Source organism: Brevundimonas huaxiensis (assembly GCF_014218725.1).
Taxonomy (GTDB): domain Bacteria; phylum Pseudomonadota; class Alphaproteobacteria; order Caulobacterales; family Caulobacteraceae; genus Brevundimonas; species Brevundimonas huaxiensis.
In genome coordinates this window covers 13843-37796 of record NZ_JABBJE010000009.1, presented here as the reverse complement: position 1 = coordinate 37796, position 23954 = coordinate 13843, and the positions used below count along the sequence as shown (strand labels likewise).

Sequence of the window (23954 nt, the reverse complement as noted above, 5' to 3'; positions counted from 1 at the left end):
GCCCCAGGAGAAGTAATGCCCCAGGGTTACGTTCGCGCCCTCGACCTGCCTCAGGTGATCCCGGTGTTTCCGCTGGGCGGGACCATCCTGCTGCCGCGCGGACAGCTGCCGCTCAACATCTTCGAGCCGCGCTATCTGAACATGGTGGACGACGCCATGGCCGGCGACCGGATCATCGGCCTGGTCCAGCCCAAGGGCGGCACCCCGGCCCTGCCCGGCCTGTCGCCGGTCGGCTGCGCGGGTCGGATCACCAGTTTCGCCGAGACCTCCGACGGGCGCTATCTGATCACCCTGACCGGCGTGTCGCGGTTCCGCATCGCCGCCGAAATGCCGTCCAAGACCCCCTATCGCCAGGTTCGCGCGGCGTTCGAGGCCTATGAGGATGATCTGGTCTCCCCGCCCGAGGAGCCGGACTTCGACCGCGACGCCTTCCTCGACGCCCTGCGCGCCTATATGGCCCACCGGCTCCTGGACATCGATTGGGAGACGGCCGAGACCGCGCCGATGGAGGCCCTGGTCAACAGCCTGTCGATGGCGCTGCCGTTCGAACCCGCCGAGAAGCAAGCTCTGCTGGAGGCCATGGGCCTGATGCCCCGCGCCGAGGCCCTGACCGCCCTGATGCGCATCGACGCCGCCGACGGCGGTGACGACGCTGCGCCGTCCATGCAATGACGGGCTCAAGTAGCGCGAAGCGCGGTAGCCCCCTAAAGAACTCGCAAATAGCGCCAGCGCGATAGGCCAAGAAAAATGAGTGACGCCTTCAATACGCCCGTCTCCGTCGATCCCCGCCTGCTGGAGGTGCTGGTCTGCCCGGTCACGCGCGGCAAGCTGACCTACGACCGCGACGCCAACGAACTGATCTCTTCGGGCGCCAAACTGGCCTATCCGATCCGCGAGGGCGTGCCGATCATGTTGGCCGAAGAGGCGCGGCAGCTCGACTGACCGCCGCAAGAACACCGAACATCCATTGGCCCGGAGCGCGGCGCGCCCAACGGGCCTCAAGTAGCGCGACGCGCGATAGGCCCAAGAACATGACCCTCAGAGTCGCCATCCAGATGGACCCGATCGAGGCCGTCGACATCGCCGGGGACACCACCTTCCTGATGGCCGAGACGGCCCAGGCGCGCGGTCACAAACAGTGGGTCTATGACTTCCGCACCCTGGCGCTGGAAGAGGGTCGCCTCTACTGCCGCGCCCGCCCGATCACCGTGCGGCGCGAAATCGGCAACCACGTCGACTTCGGCGACTGGGAAAAGCTGGATCTGGCCGAGGACGTGGACGTGATCCTGATGCGCCAGGACCCGCCGTTCGACATGGCCTATGTGACGGCCACCTATCTGCTGGAGACGGTGCATCCCCGGACCCTGGTGGTCAACGACCCGGCCCAGGTGCGTTCGGCCCCCGAAAAGCTGATGGTCACCGCCTTCCCCGGCCTGCAACCGCCGACCCTGATCTCGGCCGACCCTGTCGCGCTTGACGCTTTCCACAAGAAGCACGGCGAGGTGGTTCTGAAACCCCTGCACGGCAACGGCGGTTCGGGCGTGATCAAGCTGCGCGCCGACGATCCCAATCTGGACGCCCTGATCGAGATCCATGCCGCAGGCAGCCGCGATCCGCTGGTGATCCAGAAGTTCATTCCCGCCGTGTCCAAGGGCGACAAGCGCATCCTGCTGATCGACGGCGAGCCGGTCGGCGCCATCAACCGCGTCCCGGCGGCGGGCGCGGTGCGCTCGAACCTGCACGTCGGCGGCACGGCCATGCCGGTCGAGCTGACGCCGCGCGACCTGGAAATCTGCGCCGCCATCGGCCCGACGCTGAGGGAACGCGGCCTGATCTTCGTCGGCATCGACGTGATCGGCGACTATCTGACCGAGATCAACGTCACCTCCCCCACCGGCGCCCAGCAGTTGAAGGCCTTCACCGGCATCGACGCCACGGCCCTGATGTGGGACGCCATCGAGGCCAAACGCGCCGCGCAGGTTGCGTGATCGTCACTTGAATTAGATTTGAGTTCATGGTTCGTTCTCTCGCTCAGGTGGGAGAACGACATGGTCGCGCGGGTTGTCACGGTCGCCTTTGACGGGGTCGAGGCCCGGCGCGTGGACGTCGAGGTCCAGTTGATCGGCAATGACGGGCCCACGATCTTCAACATCGTGGGCCTGCCGGACAAGGCGGTGGCCGAAAGCAAGGAGCGGGTGCGCGGAGCCTTCGCCGGCATCGGCCTGGCCCTGCCCGCCAAACGGATCATCGCCAATCTGGCGCCGGCCGACCTGCCCAAGGAGGGCAGTCATTTCGACCTGCCCATCGCCCTGGCCCTGATGGCGGCCATGGGGGTGATCGCGCCCGATGCGCTCGACGGCTGGGCCGCCATCGGCGAGCTGGGGCTGGACGGCCAGATCGCGCGGGTCGGCGGCGCCTTGCCCGCCGCCGTCGCCGCGGACGCCATGGGCCTGGGTCTGATCTGCCCCGAGGCGACGGGACCCGAGGCCGCCTGGGCCGGCGGCGCCCGCATCCTCGCGCCGCGCTCGCTGATCAGCCTGGTCAACCATTTCAAGGGAACCCAGGTGCTGCGCGCGCCCGAGCCCGGACCGCTGGCGGACGGCAAGGCCGTGCCCGACCTGCGCGAGGTCAAGGGTCAGGAAAGCGCTAAGCGCGCGCTGGAGATCGCGGCGGCCGGCGGCCACAACCTGCTGTTCATCGGCCCGCCGGGTTCGGGAAAGTCGATGATGGCGCAGCGCCTGCCCGGCCTCTTGCCGCCCCTGACCCCGCAGGAGTTGCTGGAGACCTCGATGGTCTGGTCGGTCGCCGGCCTGATCGAACGCGGCGCCCTGACCCGCGATCGCCCGTTCCGCAGCCCGCACCATTCCGCCTCAATGGCGGCCCTGACCGGCGGGGGTCTTCGCGCCAAGCCGGGCGAGGCGTCGCTGGCGCACAATGGCGTGCTGTTTCTGGACGAACTGCCGGAGTACAGCGCCCAGGCCCTGGACTCGCTGCGGGCGCCGCTGGAGACGGGCGAGATCGTTGTCGCCCGCGCCAACGCCCACATCCGCTATCCCGCGCGGTTCCAACTCGTCGCGGCGATGAACCCGTGCCGCTGCGGCATGGGCGGCGCCGGACGCGGGGCGTGTGGTAAGGCGCCGCGTTGCCAGCGCGACTATCAGAACCGCGTCTCGGGTCCGATGTTCGACCGGATCGACCTGACGGTGGAGACGCCGCCGGTCACCGCCGCCGACATGGCCCTGCCCCCACCCGCCGAAGGCACGGCCGAGGCGCGGGCGCGCGTCGCGACCGCCCGCGCCATGCAGGAGGACCGGGTGCGCGAGGCGGGGCTGGACGCCGCCCAAGGCCTGAACGCCCGCGCGTCCGGCGCCACGCTGGATCGGTTCGCCACGCCGGACGAGGCGGGCCGGATGCTGCTGATGCGGGCGGGCGAGGCCGGCGGCCTGACCGCGCGCGGCTGGACCCGCACCCTGCGCCTGGCGCGCACCATCGCCGATCTCGATGGCAGCACCGGCGTTCTGCGTCGCCACATCGCCGAGGCCCTGATCTATCGCCGCACTACCATCGGCGCCGAAGCCGACTTCGACCGCCGCGTGGCGCAGCGCCATGAAGGCTTCGGCCTGCGCGAGGGCGATGACGAGCAGACGCCCTTCCTGCACGCGTGAAGCGCCCGCGTCATGGTGGAGACATCCTTAACCGTCCGCCTCTAGTCTCCGTGCCTGATGGGGAGGCGGTCATGACGCGACGGACGGCGACGAAGCGGATCGAGGAGCGGACGAGCGCGCCCGCCGACCCCGCCCAGCAGTTCCTGCGGCTGATGAGCCACGAGATGCGCACGCCGCTGAACGGCGTGATCGGCATGATCAACCTGTTGCAGCGGACCCGGCTGGACGGCGCCCAGCGCGCCTATGCCGAGAACGCGCGTCAGTCGGCCGAACATCTGCTGGGTCTGGTCAATGATCTGCTGGACTATGCGCGGCTGGAGGCCGGCGCGCTGGAGTTCGACCTGGCGCCCGTTGACCTGGAAGGTCTGGTGCGCGGCGTCGCCGAGTTGCTGAGCCCGCGCGCCCACGACAAGGGGCTGGAGATCGTCTGGTCGGTCGCCGCCGACGCGCCCGACGTGCTGGCGGACGAAGGCCGGCTGCGTCAGGTGCTTTTCAACCTGGCGGGCAACGCCGTGAAGTTCACCGAAACCGGCGGCGTGCGCATTTCGGTCGAGCGCGTCGGCGGCAGCGCGGCGCGGCCGCGTCTGGCCTTCCTGGTCGACGACACCGGCCCCGGCGTCGCGCCCGAGGCGCGTACACGGATCTTCGAGGAATTCGGCCATGCCGACAGTTCCGACGCGGTCCGCCAGGACGGCGCCGGCCTGGGTCTGGCGGTCGTGCGAAAGCTGGCCGCCGCCATGGACGGCTCGGTGAAGGTCGAGAGCCGGCCCGACGGCGCCGCAACCGGCGGGGGCGCCCGCTTCCGCTTCGAGGCCGCCTTCGCCGCCGTCGCGGTGGCGCGTGACAAGCCGTTGCGCGGCCAGATGGTCGCGGTGCGCGCCGTCGATCCTTTCGTCCTGTCGGCGGCTCGCGCGCAGATCGAGGCCTCGGGCGGCGTCGTGGCGGATGCGGCCCCGGTGACCCTGGTCGATCACGCCGACGCCCCGGCGGGCGCGCTGGCCGCCCTGCCTTCGAGCGGTCGCGGCATCGTCCTGCTGAAACCGGCCGAACGCGACCTGATCGCCCGCTATCGCGCCGTCGGCTTCCACGGCTATCTGATCAAGCCCTTGCGTCGCGCGTCCCTGGCCGAGCGCGTCCTGGCCGCCATCGGCGCGGAGGCGCCGGACAAGGCCAGCGCCCACTGCGCCGCCCCGATCGAAGACGACCGCGTCGCCCCCGTGCAGTTCGCCGGCATCCGCGTCCTGCTGGCCGAGGACAATCCCGTCGGCGCGCTTCTGGCCCGCACCCTGTTGCGCCGTGAGGGCTGCACCGTCGAGACGGCCGCTACGGGCGACGAAGCCGTCGCGGCGCTGAAACGCGCGCGCTACGACGTGGTCTTCATGGACATGCGAATGCCCGGCATGGACGGTCCCGCAGCCGCCCGCGCCATCCGCGCGGCGGGTGACACGACGCCGATCCTGGCCCTGACCGCCAATGCCTTCGCCGAGGACCGCCGCACCTGTCTGGAGGCCGGCATGGACGACCATATCGTCAAGCCGCTGGACGCCGAGGCCCTTCGCGCCGCCCTCGCCCGCTGGACGAAGCGCGACATCCGCGCCAAGGTCGGCTGAGTTACAGGCGCCCGCGTTTCCGGCCGCCGCGCCGGAGCCGTGCATGACCGATCAAGCCCATCCCCCCGCGAACGGCAAGCCCGCCGGCCGTTTCGGCGGCCTCGCCGTCTATGGCGAGCGGCGCGTCTTCATCATGCTGTTGCTGGGCTTCTCGGCGGGCCTGCCGAACCTGCTGATCTTCGACACCCTGACCACCTGGTTGCGAGAGAGCGGCCTGACGCTCGAAGTGATCGGCTTCTTCGCCCTGGCCACGCTCAGCTACTCTTTGAAATTCGTCTGGGCGCCGCTGATCGACCGAACCGCCGTCCCGCTTCTGACGCCTCTGCTTGGCCATCGACGCGCCTGGATGCTGGTCACGCAGGGCGTGATCATCTTCGGTCTATGGTCGATCTCGACCCTGAACCCCTCCAACGCCTTGATCGCCGTGGCCGGATTCGCCGCCCTGGTCGGCTTCTTCGGCGCGACCCAAGACATCGTCATCGACGCCTGGCGAATCGAGGCGGCCGACGACAGCCGCCATGGCGCCATGGCCGCCGCCTATCAGCTGGGCTACCGCGTCGCCATGATCGTGGCCGGGGCCGTGCCGCTGGTGCTGGCCGATCTCTATAACTGGAACCTCTCTTACGCGGTGATGGCCGCACTCATGGGCATCGGTATCGCCGGGGTGCTGTTTGCGCCGCGAGAGAAGGCGCACTCGATCCGAGCCATCCCGGTTGGGGACGTCCCCTCGCGACCAAAGCTGGAAATCTTCGAGTGGATCGCGCGTCTGGCGGTCATCGGCGTCGCCGCCATGTTCCTGGGTTCGGGCCTGACGGGACAGTCGGCGCCCTTGAACGCCCTGTTTGGGCTCTTCGGCCTCGGCCCGGACGGCAAGGCTGCGGTCGCAGCAGCGCTGGCGGCGAAGCCGGAGGGCGTCTATCTGCAGTTCGCTCTGGTGCTCATGGGGCTGGCCGTCATGGTCATGGCCTGCTGGCCGCTGCCGGGAACCAAGACGCGGCCGGGCGCCTATCTCGCCGGATCGTTCGGCCAGCCCCTCGCCGATTTCTACAGGCGTTCCTCGGGTGTAGCGACGCTGATCCTGGCGCTGATCTGCGTCTATCGCCTGGCGGATTTCGTGCTGAACATCATGCCGCCCTTCTACATCGACCTCGGCTTTTCCAAGACGGAGCTGGCCGAGGTGCGCAAGGTGTTTGGCGTGGTCATGACCAGTCTGGGCGTGATCATCGGCGGCTGGTCGGTCGCCAAGCTCGGCCTGATCCGCACCATGGTGATCGGCGCTTTCATGAGCCCTGTGTCCAACCTGATCTTCGCCTGGCTGGCGACCCAGGGGCATAGCTTGTCGGCCCTGACCGTCGCCATCGGCGTGGACAACGTCTCGAGCGGATACGCCGGGACCGCCTTGATCGCCTATATGTCCAGCCTTACGTCGATCGGCTTCACCGCGACCCAGTACGCCCTGTTCACATCGTTGTACGCCCTTCCCGGCAAGCTGATTGCGACGCAGTCGGGGCGGATCGTCGAGGCTTCGGCCCGAGCCGCCGAGGGCACCGGGCCTTTCGCTGGCCTGCGGGCGCTGTTCGCCAATCTGCAACCCGGCGTATTGACCACCGGAGCCGCGACAAGCGGCGTGACGCCAGCGGCGCTGGGCGCGGGCTACGTGGCCTTCTTCCTGTACTCAGCGATTATCGGTGTCTTCGGGATCGTCCTGGCCTTCATCGTGGCTTCCAAGCAGACCGCGCTTCAGGCGCGCCAGAAGGCCGCGATGGAAGAGGAAGCTGCGATCGCGGCGACCGAGGGCCAGCCGTCCTGAGGCTTCAGCGCTTCAGAAAACCGCCGATCATGTCGCCCAGGCCGCCCGGCAGTTTGCCAAGCAGGTCGTCGGCGCCGTCGATCTGACCGCTAGGTGTCAGGCGGTCTATGGCTTCGGGCAGAAGACCGGCCAGGGTCTCGCCGGCCTGTTCGGGGGTCACGCCCATCTTGGCGGCGATGTCGGCGATCGGGCCGTGGCCGAGGACGGCCGTGATCTGCTCGGGCGAGATGTTGGCGTTCGGACCCGTGCCGACCCAGGAGCCGATCACATCGCCCAGGCCCGCCTGACCGAACTTCTCGGCCAGTCCGCCGACGCCGCCCTGACCCTTGAGCAGATCGCTCAGACCGCCTGCGGCGTCGTCGCCGAGACCCTTCACCACATTGTCCAGAAAGCCCATCGCCGTCTCCCGAATGATGACGCACCGTAACACCGTCATGCGACGGATACGAGAAAGGCCCGCCGGGATCCGGCGGGCCTTTCCAACATCGGCTTTTGAGAAAGCCTTAGTTCTTGGCGTCGTTGGCGCCTTGCGTGACGGCCGAACCGGCGGCCGAGACGTCGCGGCCGGCGCCGGCGATGGTGTTGCAAGCCGACACGGCCAGAGCGGCGGCGACGATGGACAGGGTGATGATCTTGCGCATGGTTTGAACCCTTGTTGGTATGGTCAAGTTTCGTCGAAACGCCGACCCTGAACTTGGGTTGCATCAAGCGACGCCGTGTCGAAGATTTTGCTGTCGGCGTGTCCGATCGCCGCAACGGCGGGGCATTGAGCGCTTGCGCCGCGCACACGCGACCCCGAAGGTGCGCCCCTGTTTCACGAGGGGTTGTTCATGCGTCGTCTTCTGATCTCGTCCGCCGCCATGATGGCGGTGCTGTCCGCCGCTCCCGCGCTGGCGCAGACCTCCACCCCCGCACCGACAGCCGCAATCGAAAGCGAGGACGCGCGGCTGAACGCCTTCTTTGAACAGGCCTTCCAGGCGCGGATCGCGCTGAGCCCGCAGCAGATGACGTCGCTGGGCATCAAGACCGACTACGACAAGCTGGACGACGTGTCGGACGCCGCCGCCGACCGGGCCCTGGCGCTTCAGGAGGCGCAGCTGGCGCAGATGAAGGCCCAGTTCGATCCGCAGAAGCTGGGGCCGCAGGCGGCGCTGTCGTGGCGGATGTTCGAATATGGCGTCCAGCAGGCGCGGCTGTCGAACCAGTGGCGCGACTGGGGCTTTCAGTTCGCCGCCAACGGCAATCCGACGACCAGCCTGCCGGTCTTTCTGATCAACAACCACCGGGTCTCCAGCGTGGCCGACGCCGAGGCCTATGTCGCGCGGATCAGGGCCGCCGAGACGCAGATGGATCAGGTGGCCGAGGAACTGCGTCAGCGCGCGGCGGCGGGCGTCGTCTCGCCGCGCTTCGTCTTCGCCCCGTCCATCGCCAACACCCGCAACGTCATCACCGGCGCGCCGTTCGACGACGGGGCGGACAATCCGGTATGGGCCGACTTCAACAAGAAGGTCGCGGCCCTGGAAACCGATCAGGCGACCAAGGACCGGCTGCTGTCGGAAGCCCGCGCCGCCCTGACCGGCCCCTACAAGGCCGGGTTCGAGACCGTGCTGACGGCCCTGGCCGAGGTGCAGCCCAAGGCCGACAGCGACGCGGGCGTGTGGCGCCTGCCGCAGGGCGAGGCCTATTACAACGCCCGGCTCCAGCTCTCGACGACCACCGACCTGACCGCCGACCAGATCCATCAGATCGGTCTGGCCGAGGTCGCCCGCATCCAGGCCGATATGGAGACCATCAAGACCCAGGTCGGCTTCACCGGCTCGCTGCAGGACTTCTTCACCTTCCTGAAGACCGATCCACGGTTCCAGTATCCGAATACGCCCGAGGGCAAGGAGCAGTATCTGACCGACGCGCGCGGCTTCATCGCGCAAGTAATGGCGGCGGCGCCGCAGTGGTTCTCGACCCTGCCCAAGGCGGCGCTGGAGGTGCGGGCGGTGGAGCCGTTCCGCGAGGCGACGGCCTCGATCGCCTTCTACAACTCGCCCGCGCCGGACGGATCGCGGCCGGGCATCTACTACGTCAACCTGTCGGACATGACCCAGGTTCTGAAGCCGCAGATCGAGGGCATCAGCTATCACGAGGGCGCGCCGGGCCACCATTTCCAGATCGCCTATGCGCAGGAGATCGAGGGCCTGCCGCGTTTCCGTCGGTTCGGCGGCTACGGCGCCTATGCGGAAGGGTGGGGGCTGTACGCCGAACAGTTGGGCAAGGAGATGGGCTTCTATCAGGACCCCTATTCCGACTTCGGCCGGCTCTCGACCGAGCTGTGGCGCGCGGTGCGTCTGGTGACCGACACCGGCCTGCACGCCAAACGCTGGAGCCGCGAACAGGCGATGGACTATTTCCGTCAGAACTCCCTGCTGTCCGAGCGCGACATCGAAAAGGAAGTCGAGCGCTACATCACCAATCCCGGCCAGGCGACCAGCTACAAGATCGGCGAGCTGAAGATCGAGGAATTGCGCGACCGGGCCAGGACGGCCTTGGGCGACCGGTTCGACATCAAGGACTTCCATGCGGTCGTGCTGGGTTCCGGCTCGGTGCCGCTGGACGTGCTGGAGGATCAGGTGGACAGCTGGATCGCGGCAGGCGGCGGGGCGCCGAAAGCATGATCGACGGCTATGAGTTGACGGCCGAAACGCCTTCGGTCGCCGATTATCTCCGCCTCCGGATCAACGCCGGCCTGAGCCCGAAAGCTGAGGCGAATGCCATCGCCGGCCTGCCGCATACCTGGTTCGCCGTAGTAGTGCGCCATGACGGTCAGGCGGTCGGCATGGGGCGGATAATTGGCGACGGCGGTCTTTTCTTCCAGATCGTCGATATGGCCATCGAACCCGCACATCAGGGGCGCGGCCTGGGTAAGGCGATCATGACGGCCTTGGTGGATCGGCTGCGCAGTCACGCGCAGGGCGCCTACGTCAGCCTGATCGCGGACGGAGAGGCGAACCGACTGTATGAACAATACGGCTTTGCGCCGACCATGCCGAAATCCATCGGCATGGCGCAGGTGATCCGCTGACGCGCATTTCCTGCGCGTTTGGTGTAAGAGCCGCCGCCATGCCGTTCACCGCCACCGTCCTGACCATGTTTCCCGAGGCCTTTCCGGGCCCGCTCGGGGTGTCTCTGATCGGCACGGCTTGGCGCGAGAAGGGCTTGTGGAGCCTGGAAACGGTTGACATTCGCGCCTTTTCCACAGATACGCGCGGCTTCCTGGACGACACCCCTGCGGGTGGCGGCCCGGGAGCTGTGCTGAAGGCGGACGTTGTGGCCCGGGCGGTGGATAGCCTGCCGGGACCCAAGCGGCCGCTTTTGTACATGAGCGCCAGGGGTCGACCCCTGACCCAGGCGCGCGTCAAGGAATGGGCGAAAGCCGACGGGATCGTCGTGCTGTGCGGCCGTTTCGAGGGGGTGGATCAGCGGGTGCTGGACGCACGCGGGTTCGAGGAGGTCTCGGTCGGAGACGCGGTTCTCGCCGGCGGCGAGGCGGCGGCGATGGTCGCGATCGAGGCGTGCGTAAGACTGATCCCCGGCGTGCTCGGCTCAGGCGACAGCCTGTCGTCCGAAAGCTTCGAGGATGGGCTTCTGGAACACCCGCAGTACACGCGACCGCGGACGTTCGAGGGGCTTGAGATACCCGAGGTGCTGCTGTCGGGCGATCACAAGAAGATCGCGGGATGGCGCGAGGCGCAGCGGGAGACGACTACGCGGGAGCGACGGCCGGACCTCTGGCAGGCGCATCTCGCCAACTCACAGCTAAAGGGCGCAAAGCCCGAGGAGAAATGACATGAATATCGTTCAACAGCTGGACGCCGAAGAAAAAGCCCGCGTCTTGGGCGAACGCAAGATTCCGGAATTCCAGCCCGGCGACACCCTGCGCGTCAACGTGAAGATCAAGGAAGGCGAGCGCGAGCGCGTTCAGGCCTTCGAAGGCGTTTGCATCGCCCGTGACGGCGGCGGCATCAGCGAAACCTTCACGGTCCGCAAGATCTCCTTCGGCGAAGGCGTCGAGCGCCGCTTCCCCATCCTGTCGCCGAACATCGAGTCGATCGAAGTGAAGCGCCGCGGCGTCGTGCGTCGCGCCAAGCTCTATTACCTGCGCGATCGTCGCGGCAAGTCGGCCCGTATCGCCGAGCGCCAGACGGTTCGCCCCGCCAAGGGCGTCGTCGTTCCGGAAACCGGTTCGGCCGCCAAGACCGAAGAAGCCTAGGCCATTTTATGGTGCGCTAACGCGCTTCGCGCTTCTTGAGCGTGGGCCAAATGATCAAATGACGAAGGCCCCGGCGGTGACGCCGGGGCCTTTTTCTATTCCGTCAGTCCGGGATTACTGCGGGAACAAGGGATTGGCCGCGTCGCGCTGGCCTTCGAGGCTGTGTTTCAGGGCCTCCATCTGCTCATGCTCGGTCTTCACCGCCGCATAGGCGCGCCGGATCGTCTCGCGCGTGGTGGCGGAAATGCCGGTGTCCTCCAGCGCCTTTTCATATTTGTTGGCGATGAACCCCTCGCCCGAGTTGATCGAACCGACGACGGAATCGTCGTTGCGCAGCAGGGCGTGTTTCACATCCAGAAATGCGCGATGCGCCTTGGCCAGGATCGACCCATCGGATTCCGGATCGCCGCCCAGGCCGCGCACGGCGGCCGACAGATCGTCGACGACCTGCTGGCGTTCGCTGCTGCGGCGCTCGAACAGGGTGCGGTAGTGCGGGTCTTGCGTCTGTTCGGCGGCTTCGCGATAGCCGTCCGCGCTGTCCAGCGTCGTTTCGATCAGGCCGTTCAGAACCTTGATGTCGTGGGCGTTGGGGTTGCTCATCTCGTCCATTCCTTCCGCTGTTGCGGTCAAACGGCGAAATGGCCCGGCGCGGCGATGGTTGCCGCCTGCGACATCAAAGTTTGGTGCGAAGCGACCACAGCTCGGGGAAGCAGCGCTTGGTCAGGGTCGAGGCCAGATAGGCGGCGCCTTCGGTTCCGCCTGTGCCGCGACGCCGCCCGATGATGCGTTCGACCGTGACGACATGCTTGTGCCGCCAGGTCAGCAGGGCGTCGTCCAGATCGACCAGCTTCTCGGCCAGCTGATACAGCACCCACCACCGCTCCGTGTCGCGATAGACCTCCAGCCAGGCCGCCTCGACGTCTTCGGACGGTGCATAGGGTTGGGTCACGTCGCGGTTCAGCACCTCGGCGGGTACCGGCAGACCGGCCTTGGCCAGTTGGGCCAGAGCGTCATCGTAAAGGCTGGGCGCGGCGATGGCGGCCTGAAGCGCGGCCAGGGCCTCGGGGCGGTCTTCGTGGAACTTCAGGAAGCTGGCGTCCTTCAGGCCCAGCATGGTTTCGAAACGTCGGAACTGGTCGCTCTGGAAGCCGGACGACGATCCCAACGACCCTCGGAACCGCAGATAGTCCGACGGCGTCATCGTCGACAGAATGTCCCAGCTGTGAGTCATCACCGCCTGGATGCGGGAAACGCGCGCCAAGCTCTTGTAGGCCGGGACCAGTTCGCCGGCGCGCACCATCGACTGGGCCAGGGCCGTCTCATGCAGGATCTGCTTGAGCCACAGTTCCTTGGTCTGATGGATGACGACGAACAGCATTTCGTCGTGCTGGTCCGACAGTGGGTGCTGGGTCGAAAGCAGGTCGTCCAACGCCAGATAGCCGGCGTAGGTAATGTCGCTGGATTGGGTCATGCCCGCCTATCGCCCGCGATGGCGGGCGGTGCAAGCTTAGTGCTGGCCTTGGGCCGAGACGTTGGCGGCGATCTGACGGCCGGCGTCGAAGGCGTCGCGGGCGCCTTTGTAGATGAAGCCGTAGGTCGGATAGACCGTCGTGCCCAGATCGTTGATCGGGTTGTACCAGACCTTGACCTGCGACCAGTCGTTGGAGGGCGAGACGTCGACGACGGTGACGTTCTCTTCTACCTTGCCGCGGCTGCCGCCCCAGTTGGCGTGGGTCACGCGCACGACGCGGTCGGTCAGGATGTCGGAGACGACGGCGACGTGGCCCCGGCTCATGCGGCCCTCGGGACGGAAGACCAGAACCGAGCCGGTTTCCGGGGCCTTGCCGGTTCGGAAGTTGGCGGCGGCCTGACGCCACCAGGTCCAGGCGTCGCCGAAGATGTTGATGCCGGAAAACATGCGCGCGAAGGTCACGCACTGCCAATAAGGCTCATCAGCCTTTGCGGTGGAGGGAACGGCGCCCAGCGCAAAAAAACCGAGGGTCGCCGCAACTGCGGCGGCTTTGAGCCGTTTCAGCATGCTTGGGGTATCCCGACCCGCCTTTGGAAGCGCCCTTTAGGCCACGGGATCACGCCCTGTCGCAAGTTGTTTCGGCATATCGCCGTGCTTCATATTTCCTTCTGAAACCTTGTCGTGACGCTTGGCGCGCTTGTCGGCCATGTCCCTGAGAGCCTTGCGCGCCGGGCGTTCGACCAGATGATAGGAGACGGCGGCGACAACCGGCAGCAGGGCCAGGATCGCCAACCACACGAAAATTTGAAGCTGCTTATCCGGCGCGTCGAACAGTTTCGCGGCCAAACCGACCGCCAGAAGCTTCCACGGCACGCAGACCATATAGACCGAATAGCTGATCTCGCCGAGGTAGACGGCAGGCTTTGATGCCAGCCATCCGGCGCGTTCGTTCGGCAGCGAGGCCAGCGACAGGATCAGGGCGCCGGCCAGCAGAACCGTAACGCCATCCCATAGGCCGAGCGCGGCGCTGAGCACCATCAGGCCGAATGAAACAGCAGCGCACAGCCACGGCGCCTTCAACGGCGCGCGGCGATAAATGAGATAGAGGGCGCACCCCAAGGCGAAGCACGGCACGATCCTGAGCGCGCCCCAGCGGATCGTCGCCTCGGTCAAGGCGAAGCCGGCCAGTTGCTCAAACGCGAAATACAGGATGACGAGGAAGGCCGCCGCCCCGACCACCGCCGCGATCGGCCGATGACGCAGGCGCCAGAAGACGAAGGCGAACAGCGGGAAGCACAGATAGGCGAACCACTCCGCAGAAATGGACCAGGACGGATGGTTCCAGCCCGCGACCGGCGCCAGCCCCCAAGCGTGGACCATGAAGAGGTTGGCGGGCAGCGACGCCCAACTCAGCACATTTGCATCGACGCTCATGCCGGCGAAAAGGGCGGCGGCCGCCAGCAGCCCCACGCCGATCAGCGTGGCGATGTGCAGCGGATAAACGCGCGCGATCCGCGCCCACAGGAAGCCGCGGTACGAAAACCGCTTCTCGCCCGCCGCCGCCAGATAGACGTGGCTGAGGATGAAGCCGGACAGGACAAAGAACAGCTCGACACCCAGATAGCCCTTGGCGACGAGGCCCGACTGACCCGCGCCCGCCAGGTTTTCCCAGAAGCTGTAGACGGCGACCCACATGGCCGCGCCGAAGCGCAGGGCGGTGATGGGGCGAAGATCGGCGGGCGTCTGGACGGGGGTCATGGTCTCACCTTGGCACGTCAGCCTTTTCGAACCGTGAAGGCCCGCAAAGGTTGTGCCCGGGCGGTTCTACCCTGCCCACACCCCGTGGAAGCCGGCCGGCAGGGCCACGTCCGCCTGCCAGGTCGCGACCGGGCCGTCCTCGATCCGCGCCACGTCGAAGACGTGCAGTTCGGTGCGCCCATCCTTCAGATTGACCGACGGTCCGACCAGCCAGGCGTCGCGTTCCGCCGTCGCGCCGGGCTTGGGTACGAAGACCGCCTCCTCGACCACCTGATGCACGCCGAACTCGAAGGCGTGCGAGCGACCGCTGTCCCAGTCGTGGACCGCCAATCCTGTCGGCAAGGGCCGGCCGCGCGTCTCGCCGGAGGTATGGGCGGTCAAACTGCGCTTCAGCCCCGCACGGCGCGGATCGGCTTTCGGGAATTCACCCACGACATCGCTGTAAGTCATGTCGGCGCGCCCATCTGGCCGCAGGGTGATCAGCGCCAGTCTCGCCGGATCGCCCGGAACGACCCCATGCCCGTCCACCAGAACCCGCGCACCATCGACCGCGAAGCGCGGATCGCCGCTGGCGGCGACATCGAAGCGGATCGTGCCGTCGCGCTCGGCCCAGGCGTCGCCGAGGTGGAAGTGGAAGAAGCCCGGCAGTTCATAGAGGCGGCGCCTGGACAGGTCGTCCTTGTCCAGCACCAGGACCTGCGTCCCCATCTCGGGTCTCCAGGCCAGACCTGCGGTCACCGGCATGGCGTGGGTCGCGAACACCCAGGGCTGGAGCACCAGAATCACGTGCCTGTCCGTGGCGGTGAAGTCGTGCATATAGCTGGCGCGCGGCAGGGGCACGACCTGGGCGTCGCTCAGGCTGCGATCCGGGCGCAGATGCCAGATGACGGCCTGACCGCCCGCCGATCCCACGTTCCAGATCGAGCCATCGGGGGCGTAGCGCGGATGGGCTTGGAACGGCATGCCTTTCAGGTCATCCCGCAGAGTGATGAAATTGCGCGTCGATAGGTCAGACGCCGACAGGGCCAGGGGCGATCCCGCCTCCCACAGCGCCCAGACCTGATCGCCGGCGACCATGACGGCGGTGTTGGCGGCGTTGGCGTCGTCGTTCGAGCCGATGCGGGCGCGCGCGTCGCCCTTGGTGCCGAAACCCGGCGTGACCACGGCCCCCAACTCCGTCTCCGTGCGGCGCTTGGGCGTGTCGGCGAACCGCGCTTCCAGCGTCGCCTGGCCGTCCTGGATGCGGAAGGCGCGCATCATGCCGTCGCCGTCGAACCAGTGGGTCGCCGATCCACCCGGCCGCCGGAACTTGGCCGGTCCGTTGCGATACAGCGCGCCCTGCAGCCCGGTCGGCGCCCGGTCGTGGACCAGGCGCATCGTCCGGCGCGCGATGTCGCCTTCGACGTCCTGGGTCGCCAGGGCCCAGTCGGCCTTCGTCGCGGCGACGGCGTCCAGGGCGGCGGCGGCGCGGACCATTTCAGGCGTAGCCACGGCGGCGGACAGCGCAGCGGCGCCCATCAGGAAGGAACGGCGGGAAGGGATCATGATCGAACTCCGGCTTTCGTCGCTTACTTCAGGTCGATCGACTGGGTCGTCGCGCCGGCGGCGGCGAACTTGGCGCGCTCCCAAGACGCCGGACCCATGTTGCCGACAGCGTTGTTGGAGAAGGCGAACGGCTCGACCGGCATGCCGAAGGGATTGGTGTTCATCTTGCCGTCGCCGTTCAGGTCGTGGAAGGCGCGCACCGCATAGTCGCCGTCAGGCAGGCCGTCGAAGGTGATGCTGGTCTGGCCGCCGGCGACATCCAGCATGGCGACCTGGGCCGGCTGGCCCTCGCCGCCATAGTTGGCCTCGCTGTTGAAGACGGCGACCATGATCTGGCCCTGGGGCGCCGCACTCGGGAAGGCGACGGTCAGGTCGGCGGCGAAGGCGGGCGCGGCCGGCGCCGCAACGGTGAGGGCGGCGGCGAGAGCGAGAATTGGAGCGATGGCGGCGACGGTCTTCATGACGGCGTGTCCTGTGTCAGCGAGAGGACCGACGACCGGCCCTCGATGACCAGACCGTGCCGCCATCCCCTGGCCTCCGCCACCGCGCTTGCGGCGATGCACGGTCGCCGTTCGCGAATGAACAGGCATGGGCGTTGGCGAAGCGCGAACGCACACCGCCGAGCGCGTCGTGTCCGGACTGCAAAAGAAAAGGCCCGGAACCTGAGTTCCGGGCCTTGGTCTCTTCGTGCTCGCGACAGGAACTAGTCCAGCGTGCGCTTGATCTCTTCGACCGTGAAGCACTCGATGTAGTCACCTTCCTTGATGTCCTGGAAGCCCTGGAACTGCATGCCGCACTCCTGGCCCGAAGGCACCTCGTTGACCTCGTCCTTGAAGCGCTTGAGCGTGTTGAGCACGCCCAGTTCCAGCACCACCACGTCGTCGCGGATGATGCGGACGCGCGCGCCCTTGCGAACCACGCCTTCGGTGACGCGGCAGCCCGCGATCTTGCCGATCTTGGAGATGTCGAAGACCTGAAGCACCTGGGCGTTGCCCAGGAAGGTTTCGCGTTGCAGCGGCGCCAGCATGCCCGAAAGCACGCCCTTCATGTCGTCCAGCAGGTCGTAGATGATCGAGTAGTAGCGGATTTCGACCCCTTCGCGCTCGGCCAGATCGCGCGCCTGTTTCGAGGCGCGGACGTTGAAGCCGAGGATCGGCGCGCCGGCCGACTTGGCCAGATTGACGTCGCTCTCGGTGATGCCGCCGGCGCCGGAATAGACGATCCGGGCGCGGACCTCGTCGTTGCCCATCTTCTCCAGCGAGGCGGAGATGGCTTCGCCCGAGCCCTGCACGTCGGCCTTGATGACCACCGGCAGTTCGCTGATCTTCTTGGAGCCGAGCTTGGCCATCATGTCGACCAGCGACACCGAGCCGCCCGAGACCTGGGCCTTCTCGCGCTTCACCCGCTGACGGTATTCGGTCAGCTCGCGAGCGCGGGCCTCGGAATCCACCACGGCGAAGACATCGCCGGGCGACGGCGCCTCGTCCAGACCCAGGATCTCGACCGGAACCGACGGACCGGCTTCGGTCAGCTGCTCGTTGCGTTCGTTCAGCAGGGCGCGAACCTTGCCCCACGAACCGCCGGCGACGACGATGTCGCCGCGCTTCAGCGTGCCGCGCTTGACCAGCACGGTGCCGACCGGACCGCGACCCTTGTCTAGCTTGGCCTCGATGACCACGCCCTCGGCCGAACGATCGGCGTTGGCGCGCAGGTCCATGACCTCGGCCTGGATCAGGATGGCTTCCAGCAGGCCGTCGAGGTTCATCCGCTCCTTGGCCGAGACCTCGATGATCTGGGTGTCGCCGCCCAGGCTTTCAGCGATGACTTCGTACTGCAGCAGCTCGTTGACGACCTTCTGCGACGTGGCGCCGGGCTTATCCATCTTGTTGACTGCCACGATGAGGGGCGCGTTGGCCGCCTTGGCGTGTTGGATGGCTTCGATGGTCTGCGGCATGACGCCGTCGTCGGCGGCGACGACCAGGACCACGATGTCGGTCACATTGGCGCCGCGCGCCCGCATGGCCGAGAAGGCGGCGTGGCCCGGGGTGTCCAGGAAGGTGACCTTCTGGTCGTCCGGCAGGCGAACCTGATAGGCGCCGATGTGCTGGGTGATGCCGCCGGCTTCGCCGCCTGCGACGTCGGTCGTGCGCAGGGCGTCGAGCAGCGAGGTCTTGCCGTGGTCGACGTGGCCCATGATGGCCACGACCGGCGCGCGGGTGTCGGAGGCGTCCGCATCGTCGGCCTCGCCCAGGAAGCCGGTTTCGATGTCGGATTCCGAGACGCGCTTGACGGCCATGCCGAACTCTTCGGCCACCAGTTCGGCGGTGTCGGAATCGATCACATCGTTGATCTTCATCATCAGGCCCTGCTTCATCAGGAACTTGATGATGTCGACGCCGCGCACGGCCATCCGGTTGGACAGCTCCTGCACGGTGATGACGTCGGGAATGACGACTTCGCGCGGACGGTTGGGCGCATCGGTCGAGCCGCCCTTGCGCTTTTCCTTCTCGCGTTCGCGGGCACGGCGGACCGAGGCCAGCGAGCGCATCCGCTCGGCGGCGTCGCCGTCGCCGACCACCGACTGGATGGTCATGCGGCCTTCACGGCGCTTGGGCTCGCCGCGCGTGCGGCTGACCGCCTTGCCGGCGTCGGAGAAACGCTTCTCGCGATCGTCGTCACGACCGGCCGGACGACCGAAGCCGGCGCCGGGCGCACGGGCCGGACGCAGAACATTGGCCTCGGCCGGCGGGGCGTTCGGGGCGGCGCGACCGCCGGGGCCGGTGCGAGGACCGCCAGGACGCGCGGCGCCGGGCGCCGGACGCGGGTTCAGAGCCGAATAGCGAACGGGCTCGGCCGGCTTGGCGCCTTGCGGACGCTGGCCGCCAGGGCCCGAACGGGCGCCCTGCGGACGGTCGCCTTGCGGGCGATCGCTCTGCGGACGGTCCGAATAGGCGCGATCGCCGCCGCCCATCGCCTGCTCGCGGGCCGAACGACCGCCGAAGGCCGGACGCTCGGGCGCAGCGCGCTGGGGATTGCCGGGCTTGGGCACGCGCTGGCCGAAGTTGACCACCGGACGGGCCGGAGCGGCCGGACGGGCGGGAGCGGGTGTCGGAGCCGGCGCGGCGGGCGCGGGGGTCGGCGCAGCCGCGACCGGCGCGGCAGGCTTGGGCGCGGGCTTGGCCGGGGCGGCGGGCGCAGCAGCCGTCAGCTTGGCGGCTTCGGCGCGTGCGGCTTCTGCGGCGGCCTTGGCGGCGGCGGCTTCGTCACGGGCGGCCTGTGCGGCGCGCTCGGTGGCGGCGGCCTGCTCGCGGGCGGCGGCGTCTGCGGCGGCCTTGGCGGCGGCTTCGGCTGCGGCCTTGGCGGCGTTCGCTTGGGTGGCCAGGGCGATGGCGCGGCGGCGCGCTTCCTGCTCCTCCGCCGACAGGGCGCCGCCGGCGGGTTGCGACGGACGCGGACCTTGCGGACGCGGGGACTGCGCAGCCTGTTGAGGACGCGCGACATCGAAGCCCTGCGGACGTTGCGGTCCGCCGGCGCCGGCGCGGCGCTTGGTCTCGACCACCACCGTCTTGGATCGGCCATGGCTGAAGCTCTGCTTCACGGTGCCGGTCGGCACCGATCCCACAACGCGCGGCTTCAGGCTCAGCGGAGCACGCGGCCCCGTCTGGGACGGCGTGCCGCCCGTGTTGCCCTGGCCTTGGTTGGTCTTGTCGTTTTCGTCGCTCATCCGGTCGCTTTACTCGGGGCGGAAAGGCCCGCCGTCCTCATCTAATACCCATGAACGACCGTGAGCCCGTCTCCGCCCTTGGAGACAGGCCCTCGGCCGCTAAAATCCTCAGCTCGCCCCACCTTCATCAAGGTCAGTCGGGGGTGCTCCCGCCGATCCGTCCTCGACACTGGAAACGTCCCAGTGAGGGGGGCGAAGCGGCCGAAATCCAGCCAGTCGTTCGACCTCGATGGTCCACCGATCGGCGCGTCCGCCCGCAAGCAGGACGGCGTGTATCGCATTTTCCAGCCCAAGGGCCAAACTCAAATCGTCCGCCGTGAACGCGCCGCAGATCTTGGCGGTCTGATGACGGGCCAGGGCGAGGATCTTTCCGCGCCCGTCGGCCGAGCCATCGGCGGCTTCCAGCACCCAAGCGGCCTTGCCTGCGCGCAGGCTCGCCGCGGTTTTTTCGAAGCCGGATATAAGAACGCCTTCGCGTCGGGCAAGACCCAGCTGGTCGAGACAGCGCCTTGCCAGCAGCCGTTCGACGACATCGGCCAGGTCGGCCGGGGCGGTCAATTTAGTCTTGGCCGCGCGGGTGAAGCCGTTCTTCTTGACCGCCGCCTCGACCGAGGCGCGGCTGGCTTCGACCCACAGGCCGCGTCCGGGCAGTTTCCTGCCCAGGTCGGGGACCACCTGGCCATCAGGCCCGGCGACGAAACGGATCAGGCGAGATTCGTCCATGACCTCGTGAGAGACGAGGTCCCGGCGTTCCCTATCGATCGTTGCGTCGCGCAAACTCATATGTGGCCAGGTCTCCCATCACGCGTTCGACGGTTCGGCGTCGGACTCTTCGCCCTCGGCCGCGTCGTCTTCGGCGGGCGCGTCGCCGAACACCTGGTCCGGATCGTATTCGCCCTCGGCGTAATCGCCCTCGTCTTCGTACTCTTCCGGCTCGGGCTGCGGCAGTTCCGACGCATCGATCCAGCCGGCGGCGACGCGGGCCTGCAGGATCAGCAGCTCGGCGTCTTCCTGCGCCAGGTTGAAGCTTTCCAGCACGCCGGGGACCTTCACCCGCTCGCCGTTCTTCACCTCATAGCCGCCGCGGATTTCGTCGGTGGCCAGGTCGGCCAGATCCTCGACCGTCTTCACGCCGCCTTCGCCCAGGGCGACGGCCATGGGCAGGGTCACGCCCGGCACCTGAAGCACGCCGTCCTCGACGCCCAGTTCGACGCGCTTGGCGTCCAGCTCGGCGGCCTTCTTATCCAGATATTCGCGGGCGCGGGCCTGAAGCTCTTCAGCGGTCTCTTCGTCGAAGCCTTCGATTTCCGAGACTTCGTAAGCGTCGACATAGGCCAAGTCCTCGACCGTGGCGAAGCCTTCGGTGACCAGCAGCTGGGCGATGACTTCGTCGACGTCCAGGGCTTCCTGGAACAGGCCGGTGCGCTCGGCGAACTCGCGTTGACGACGCTCGGAGTCCTGGCTTTCGGTGATGATGTCGATCTGCCAGCCGGTCAGTTGGCTGGCCAGACGCACGTTCTGGCCGCGACGGCCGATAGCCAGCGACAGCTGCTCGTCCGGCACAACCACTTCGACCCGGCCGGCTTCTTCGTCCAGCACAACCTTGGAGACTTCGGCGGGCGCCAGAGCGTTGACGATGAAGGTCGGCTCGTCCGGATTCCACTGGATGATGTCGATCTTCTCGCCCTGAAGTTCGGCGACGACCGCCTGAACGCGCGAGCCGCGCATGCCGACGCAGGCGCCGACGGGGTCGATGGAGCTGTCGTTCGACAGGACGGCCATCTTGGCGCGCGAGCCCGAGTCACGGGCGGCGGCGCGGATCTCGATCACGCCGTCATAGACTTCCGGCACTTCCTGGGCGAACAGCTTGGCCATGAAGCCGGGGTGGGCGCGCGACAGCATGACCTGCGGGCCCTTGGCCTCGGGGCGGACGTCGTAGATGTAGGTGCGGATGCGGTCGCCGATGTTGAACACTTCGCGCGGGATGGACTGATCGCGGCGCATGACGCCTTCGCCCCGACCCAGGTCGACGATGGTGTTGCCGTATTCGACGCGCTTGACCGTGCCGTTGACGATCTCGCCGACGCGATCCTTGAACTCTTCGTACTGGTTGGCGCGCTCGGCCTCGCGGACCTTACCGGTCACGACCTGGCGGGCCATCTGGGTCTGAACGCGACCGAACTCGAACGGCGGCAGGTTCTCGACGTATTCCTTGCCGACCACCGCCTCCGGATCGCGCTTGGAGGCGTCCTTCAGGCGCACCATGGCGCTGTCGTTGAACTCTTCCAGCTCGTCTTCCGGCATCCAGTCGTCCTCGACGATGGTGACGTGACGGGTCAGCGACAGTTCGCCGGTCTTGTGGTCGATTTTGGCGCGGATGTCGTGGTGTGCGCCGTAGCGCGACTTGGCGCCCTTCTGGATCGCTTCTTCGATCGCCTCGATAACGATCTCGCGCTCGATGTTCTTCTCGCGAGCGACGGCGTCGGCGATCTGCAGCAGTTCGAGGCGGTTGGCGGAAATACCGGTGACGGCCATCAGGCGTTGTCCTCAGAAGGGGTCGTGGTGTCGGTTGTTAGGTCGGACGCTTCCCCTTCGGGAAGGCCGTCGTCTTCGGGTTCGCCGCGTGCGGCGCGAATGGCGGCGCCCCGTTTCACCAGGGCGTCGGTCAGGACCAGCTTCGCGTCGCTCAGCCAGTCGAAGGGAATCAGGGCGGTGTCGTCCTCGCCGTCCAGGTCGATCAGGACGTTGCCGTCTTCATAGCCGGCCAGCACGCCCTTGAACCGCTTGCGGCCCTCGATCATCCGGTCCGTTTCCAGACGCGCCTCTTCGCCCTCGAACAGGTCGAAGTCGATGGGACGGGTCAGGGGCCGGTCGATGCCGGGCGACGACACCTCCAGCATATATTCGCCGGGGATGGGGTCGGCGGCGTCAAACACTTCCGACACCGCGCGGCTCAGCTTGGCGCATTGTTCGACCGAGATGTCGTGGTCGGACGGGCGCTCGGCCATGATCTGAAGGCGCTGGCGCTTGGAGCCGGTCATCAGGCGCACGCGCACGACATCCAGACCCAACGACTCCGCGATGGGGTCAATCAGGTCCAGCAGCTGGCGATCCTGGGCGGTTCTTGCGCGCAAGCGACGAATATCCAAAACAAAAGCGGCGGTCCGTCCGGGCCGCCGCTTGGAACGACGCCGTTGGACGCCGGTCTAACGATGTGGAGGGCCATATAGGCCTTTCACATCCGCTTGTCAGCCTTTTTCGGTCCACGCCGAGCGTGACGCCTTATGGAAGGCGGCAGAACTCCAGAAATACGGGCGTCGTGTCGCCCAGCTTCTTTTCTTCGTAGCGCGTCACGACGTGATCGGCGGGCGGGACGAACCAGTCCTGGTCGGCTGGACCCATTCGCTCGAGGCCCTCTGTGCGGTTCAGGCGTTCCAGCGCCCATTCGGCGTAGTCCAGCCAGTCGGTGACGAAGCGCAGGGTCCCGCCGGGCTTCAAAATGCGCGCGAAGGCCTGGGCCGTCTCGTCCTGCAGCAGGCGGCGCTTGTTGTGGCGCGCCTTGTGCCAGGGGTCGGGGAACAGGATCAGCACCCGGTCGACCGAGGCGTCCGGCAGGGCGTCGACCAGGTCGCGCGCGTCGTCGGCATGGATGCGGACGTTCTTCAGTCGGCCCTCTTCGACATGGCGCAGGGCCGAGGCGACGCCGTTCAGGAAGGGCTCGCAGCCGATCACCAGGGCGTCGGGCCGCGTCGCCGCCTGGGCGGCCATATGCTCGCCGCCGCCGAAGCCGATCTCCAGCCAGACCTCGGTCGCCTCGGGCATCATCGTCTTGGGGTCTAGCGGCCCGGCCTTGGGATCGGGCACGGCGATTTCGGGCAGCAGGGTCTCCATCAATGCCGCCTGGCGGGGCTTGATGGGGCGGGCCTTGATGCGGCCGAACGATCGCAGCGGGCGGTCGAGATGCGGGTTTTCGTCCTCGGGACGGTCATCGGCGTTCATGCGCCTGCCGTTAGCCGTCGCGGATGCAGGCGTCCAGAAGACGAACGCCGAAACCTTTTGACGGTCGCGGCCGAACGCCCTTCTATGCCCGTCACAAGCGGCGTCGGGGCT

The 23954-nt window shown here is 67.6% G+C and carries 23 protein-coding genes; 10 read left to right on the top strand and 13 right to left on the bottom strand.

From position 1 onward, the window contains the following. Positions 1–15: 15 nt before the first annotated feature. The 6 genes from HF680_RS14205 (at position 16) to HF680_RS14180 (ending at position 7085) form a co-directional block, all read left to right on the top strand. Entirely contained in the window at positions 16–672 is a 657-nt protein-coding gene (locus HF680_RS14205) for an LON peptidase substrate-binding domain-containing protein (protein WP_026108391.1), read from the top strand. A gap of 75 nt (positions 673–747) precedes the next feature. After that, the gene (locus tag HF680_RS14200) at positions 748–942 is read left to right on the top strand and encodes a Trm112 family protein (protein WP_039246583.1); all 195 of its coding nucleotides are present in this window, start codon (positions 748–750) and stop codon (positions 940–942) included. Positions 943–1031: 89 nt separating this feature from the next. Then, a complete protein-coding gene (gshB, locus tag HF680_RS14195; protein WP_185225510.1) occupies positions 1032–1988 on the top strand; it encodes a glutathione synthase in 957 nt (318 codons plus the stop codon). A gap of 60 nt (positions 1989–2048) precedes the next feature. After that, on the top strand, positions 2049–3665 hold the full coding sequence (locus tag HF680_RS14190) for a YifB family Mg chelatase-like AAA ATPase (protein ID WP_185225509.1): 1617 nt from the start codon (positions 2049–2051) through the stop codon (positions 3663–3665). A gap of 71 nt (positions 3666–3736) precedes the next feature. Then, the gene (locus HF680_RS14185; RefSeq protein WP_185225508.1) at positions 3737–5275 is read left to right on the top strand and encodes a response regulator; all 1539 of its coding nucleotides are present in this window, start codon (positions 3737–3739) and stop codon (positions 5273–5275) included. Positions 5276–5318: 43 nt separating this feature from the next. Continuing rightward, positions 5319–7085 (top strand): AmpG family muropeptide MFS transporter, encoded by a 1767-nt coding sequence (locus tag HF680_RS14180; protein ID WP_185225507.1) that lies wholly within the window; start codon positions 5319–5321, stop codon positions 7083–7085. Positions 7086–7089: 4 nt separating this feature from the next. Here the strand turns inward: HF680_RS14180 and HF680_RS14175 are convergent, their stop codons facing one another. Together HF680_RS14175 and HF680_RS14170 are read right to left on the bottom strand one after the other, a co-directional pair. Beyond that, positions 7090–7482, bottom strand: a complete 393-nt coding sequence (locus HF680_RS14175) for a YidB family protein (protein WP_185225506.1) — start codon at positions 7480–7482, stop codon at positions 7090–7092. Positions 7483–7588: 106 nt separating this feature from the next. Then, the gene (locus HF680_RS14170) at positions 7589–7726 is read right to left on the bottom strand and encodes an entericidin A/B family lipoprotein (protein ID WP_039247129.1); all 138 of its coding nucleotides are present in this window, start codon (positions 7724–7726) and stop codon (positions 7589–7591) included. A gap of 189 nt (positions 7727–7915) precedes the next feature. On the opposite strand from HF680_RS14170, the gene HF680_RS14165 reads away from it, so the two are divergent. The 4 genes from HF680_RS14165 to rplS are packed head-to-tail and all read left to right on the top strand — an operon-like array spanning position 7916 to position 11346. Continuing rightward, positions 7916–9751 carry a DUF885 domain-containing protein gene (locus HF680_RS14165; protein ID WP_185225505.1) on the top strand — a complete coding sequence of 612 codons (1836 nt, stop codon included), beginning with the start codon at positions 7916–7918 and terminating at the stop codon, positions 9749–9751. Continuing rightward, positions 9748–10158, top strand: a complete 411-nt coding sequence (locus tag HF680_RS14160) for a GNAT family N-acetyltransferase (RefSeq protein ID WP_045811826.1) — start codon at positions 9748–9750, stop codon at positions 10156–10158. Before HF680_RS14165 ends, HF680_RS14160 begins: the two co-directional genes overlap by 4 nt. 38 nt (positions 10159–10196) lie before the next feature. After that, complete coding sequence (gene trmD / locus HF680_RS14155) at positions 10197–10922, top strand: tRNA (guanosine(37)-N1)-methyltransferase TrmD (RefSeq protein WP_045811825.1); 726 nt, start codon at positions 10197–10199, stop codon at positions 10920–10922. 1 nt (position 10923) lies between these two features. Next, entirely contained in the window at positions 10924–11346 is a 423-nt protein-coding gene (gene rplS, locus HF680_RS14150; RefSeq protein WP_017505017.1) for a 50S ribosomal protein L19, read from the top strand. A gap of 114 nt (positions 11347–11460) precedes the next feature. On the opposite strand, the gene HF680_RS14145 is transcribed toward rplS, so the two are convergent. From HF680_RS14145 to trmB, 11 genes are all read right to left on the bottom strand, one after another. Next, a complete protein-coding gene (locus tag HF680_RS14145; protein WP_039247171.1) occupies positions 11461–11946 on the bottom strand; it encodes a PA2169 family four-helix-bundle protein in 486 nt (161 codons plus the stop codon). A gap of 73 nt (positions 11947–12019) precedes the next feature. Further along, positions 12020–12817: a tryptophan 2,3-dioxygenase gene (locus HF680_RS14140; protein WP_185225504.1), complete on the bottom strand. Its 798-nt coding sequence runs from the start codon at positions 12815–12817 to the stop codon at positions 12020–12022. Positions 12818–12853: 36 nt separating this feature from the next. Next, positions 12854–13384 (bottom strand): CHAP domain-containing protein, encoded by a 531-nt coding sequence (locus HF680_RS14135; RefSeq protein ID WP_017505014.1) that lies wholly within the window; start codon positions 13382–13384, stop codon positions 12854–12856. A 36-nt stretch (positions 13385–13420) separates the two neighbouring features. Next, positions 13421–14575, bottom strand: a complete 1155-nt coding sequence (locus HF680_RS14130) for an acyltransferase family protein (protein WP_185225503.1) — start codon at positions 14573–14575, stop codon at positions 13421–13423. A gap of 66 nt (positions 14576–14641) precedes the next feature. Beyond that, positions 14642–16120 (bottom strand): carotenoid oxygenase family protein, encoded by a 1479-nt coding sequence (locus HF680_RS14125; RefSeq protein WP_185225502.1) that lies wholly within the window; start codon positions 16118–16120, stop codon positions 14642–14644. A 23-nt stretch (positions 16121–16143) separates the two neighbouring features. Further along, the gene (locus tag HF680_RS14120) at positions 16144–16581 is read right to left on the bottom strand and encodes a DUF2141 domain-containing protein (RefSeq protein ID WP_185225501.1); all 438 of its coding nucleotides are present in this window, start codon (positions 16579–16581) and stop codon (positions 16144–16146) included. 242 nt (positions 16582–16823) lie between these two features. Beyond that, positions 16824–19844 (bottom strand): translation initiation factor IF-2, encoded by a 3021-nt coding sequence (gene infB, locus HF680_RS14115; RefSeq protein WP_185225500.1) that lies wholly within the window; start codon positions 19842–19844, stop codon positions 16824–16826. 108 nt (positions 19845–19952) lie between these two features. Then, on the bottom strand, positions 19953–20627 hold the full coding sequence (locus tag HF680_RS14110; RefSeq protein WP_185225499.1) for an RNA-binding protein: 675 nt from the start codon (positions 20625–20627) through the stop codon (positions 19953–19955). An 18-nt stretch (positions 20628–20645) separates the two neighbouring features. Beyond that, positions 20646–22379, bottom strand: coding sequence for a transcription termination factor NusA (nusA, locus tag HF680_RS14105; protein ID WP_185225498.1), 1734 nt, complete (start codon positions 22377–22379; stop codon positions 20646–20648). After that, complete coding sequence (rimP, locus tag HF680_RS14100; protein WP_185225497.1) at positions 22379–22978, bottom strand: ribosome maturation factor RimP; 600 nt, start codon at positions 22976–22978, stop codon at positions 22379–22381. The genes nusA and rimP overlap by 1 nt, the downstream gene beginning before the upstream one ends. A 148-nt stretch (positions 22979–23126) precedes the next feature. After that, entirely contained in the window at positions 23127–23843 is a 717-nt protein-coding gene (trmB, locus tag HF680_RS14095; RefSeq protein WP_185225496.1) for a tRNA (guanosine(46)-N7)-methyltransferase TrmB, read from the bottom strand. Positions 23844–23954: the final 111 nt, after the last annotated feature.